The sequence below is a fragment of the Endozoicomonas sp. ONNA2 genome (genome assembly GCF_024606365.1).
GTDB lineage: Bacteria > Pseudomonadota > Gammaproteobacteria > Pseudomonadales > Endozoicomonadaceae > Endozoicomonas.
The window spans coordinates 1-2,575 of record NZ_JAHHPO010000379.1; the positions used below are offsets into that span (position 1 = coordinate 1).

Sequence of the window (2,575 nt, forward strand, 5' to 3'; positions counted from 1 at the left end):
ATAGTAACTGCCCACTTAGCCAGAAATATACGATTCCATTTGGCCAACTACTTAGTCTTGTAAAAATGAGAGTGGCAAAAGCTCCCACTCAGTTTCTCCAGTAACGTTATTTACGATTGGAGCTTTATAAAAATTAACCCTATCACTCCCATTCAACCGAAAATAAACTCCAACCTTGCCTTCTATGGCCAACTGCTCCAGCTCATCTATTTCTATACCGGTCAGCTTTTCAGCACGACCGAAAGTAACAAATTCAGTAAATACACTTTCCACAATCACTGCCCCCAGCGATCCCCACATAAACAAGCCAGTCAGGACGGGTGGGTTATCCGTCTTTTCAGGAGCTACCCTGTACCGGCTATCTGGTGACAGGCTCAGGCCTGCATACCTTTATCGGTAAATATCCTTCCGATGCCCTAACCGAACAATCTCAATAATAAGCTGTCCGTTATGAACCTGGTATACAAGTAGTTGCCAGCCCTTACCCGGTATGTATGTTCTGTTCCTGCCAGCTTGCGACAGCCAGAGGGGTAAGGTTGATCCACCAGCGATTCAGCCAACGCTACCAGACGACTGACTGTTGCTCCGGGTAGTTTCTGTAATTCCTTCAGGGCTGAACGCTTCCAGCGTAGAGCGTATTGGCTCATAGCTTGCACTGTCCTTCAGTTGCTTGATGACCTCATCATGGGAAAGGGTGTCCTCCCCCTTGCACTCAGCGACAGCCGCCAGGTCTTCAAGGTCATCCAACAGCTCTTGATACTGATCAACAGGCAAGACAACAGAAACCCGGTTCCCTTTGTCATCGGTAATATACTGCGGTGCTGGTTGTGCTGGCATCGTGCTATCTCCTGCATCTGATTAAATCGGGTATTCTCGGGTATCGCTTTTTACATATTTTCTATTTTCAGACAGTAAAATCTATTTTCTCGGGTATTTTCGGGTATCTATTTTTAAGAATTCTCTATTTTATCTGCTGTCTGTATTCTTCCAAGTCCACCAGCTTTGTTTCTTCACCGTTGATAATCTTCCCAAGCAAGGCATCGTATCGCCTGATACTCTCGCGCTTCTCTGGCAAGTGTTCGTGTCGGTCATAGTGCTTAACGTCAACGCCTGTTTGTCCGTGTGATTGAAGCAGGTTGCGTTGCTCCCGGTTTACTCCTGCATCGATCAAAATATTCTTAACGGTTCGTCGTATGTCTCGGGCTGAAAAGTTCTTATGCTCTGGCTTGCCTTCTGCTGCGGCCTGCTCGCTCAACCATTCGTTGTACCGAATGAATGCCTTCTTGACTGAGTCTATGGTGATCGGGAGTACCTGCCCTTTGTTGCTTGCCTTGCGCCCTGTGGCACCAGAACAAAAAGGCCACGGATAACCGGCTGATACAGCCTTGACTTCTTCCAGTATGCTTAATGCTCTCTGGCTTAATGGGACTACATGAATCTTGGTAGTGCCTGCCTTCCCTTTCTTGTCTATCAGGGTGATGCAGTTCCGAACGAAGTCGTAATCATCCCAAGTGGCCTGTAGTAGCTGCTTGGGTCGTTGCCCGCCAGTCGCCAGCATAAACCGGATAAAGCAGGCCATAACAAAGCCTACCCTGTGCGTGTCGCCTACGTTGTGCCATAGCTGGTGTATTTCATCGTGGCTTAATACCCTTTGGCCTACCTTCATTGCGCTGTTGTTTCGCTTGGTTGCTACTACAGGGTTGTACTGGATATAAAAGCACTTCTCGGCTGTTCGTGTTGGGTCGTAATCGCCTTTGATACCAAAATTAAAGCAGGCGTGAAGAAGCGCTCTTACGCGCACCGATTCGGTTTCTGATGCCCGGTTATGGATTGCTGCGAGAATGGTCACTATGTCGTCTGGTGTAACGTCTCTGGCTTTCTTGGCGGCTATCCCGGGATATGCCTTTGTCACGTTTCTCTCTAATCCTGACCGCGTCTGGTACACTGTCTCGCGGCCTTGTTGTTCCTGATCCTTTACACAGGATTCAATCAATTCAGCAAAGGAGCCTTTCCGAGCTTCCATTTCCTGCGGTTGCTGCTCCTCGACCTGCTGTTGTTCGCGTTCTGCTTCTTGGGATTCAAGATAGCTTTTCAGGTCGCCCCCACAATCCCGGCGTAACCGGGCAAGCTCTCTTGCTCGTTCTCTACACTCTGCCAGTGTAGCCGTGGCCTGTTCTGGTTTTCTTGTACTGGCCTATCTTGATCTTGGTTTCTTTGCCTGCCAGCTTATACAGGAAGTAAGCCTCGATACTGCCGCTTGGTCGCTTCTCAAATAACAGTGTTCCCTCTCCGCGGCCTCCTACGCTCTCCCTGAGCCGATATTCAAAGTTATCCAGGTTAAATGTTTTCTTGGCCGCCATACGCCTTACCTGTTTTGTGTGCTGGTTAGCTCCTTGGAAAATCTGCGCCTGCTAACTTTCAGACTGTAAAAGTATTATACGGGATTGTTTAGAATAGACAATTTGAGTAAAGCTCTGTATTTAAAGGCTTTCGGCGGGAGTAATGGGATTGTTTAGAATGGTACGGAATGCTCAAGACGACCACTTGTAATCAGAGGGTCCCGAGTTCGACTCTT

Annotated in this window: 4 protein-coding genes; all 4 read right to left on the reverse strand. The window is 48.2% G+C overall.

Annotated elements, in window-relative coordinates:
• Positions 1–51: 51 nt before the first annotated feature.
• Positions 52–300, reverse strand: coding sequence for a hypothetical protein (locus KDK14_RS06935; RefSeq protein WP_257264307.1), 249 nt, complete (start codon positions 298–300; stop codon positions 52–54).
• A 252-nt stretch (positions 301–552) separates the two neighbouring features.
• Positions 553–837 (reverse strand): hypothetical protein, encoded by a 285-nt coding sequence (locus KDK14_RS06940; protein ID WP_257264309.1) that lies wholly within the window; start codon positions 835–837, stop codon positions 553–555.
• 124 nt (positions 838–961) lie between these two features.
• Entirely contained in the window at positions 962–1,912 is a 951-nt protein-coding gene (locus tag KDK14_RS06945) for a site-specific integrase (protein ID WP_257264310.1), read from the reverse strand.
• 232 nt (positions 1,913–2,144) lie between these two features.
• A complete protein-coding gene (locus KDK14_RS06950; RefSeq protein ID WP_257264311.1) occupies positions 2,145–2,360 on the reverse strand; it encodes a hypothetical protein in 216 nt (71 codons plus the stop codon).
• Positions 2,361–2,575: the final 215 nt, after the last annotated feature.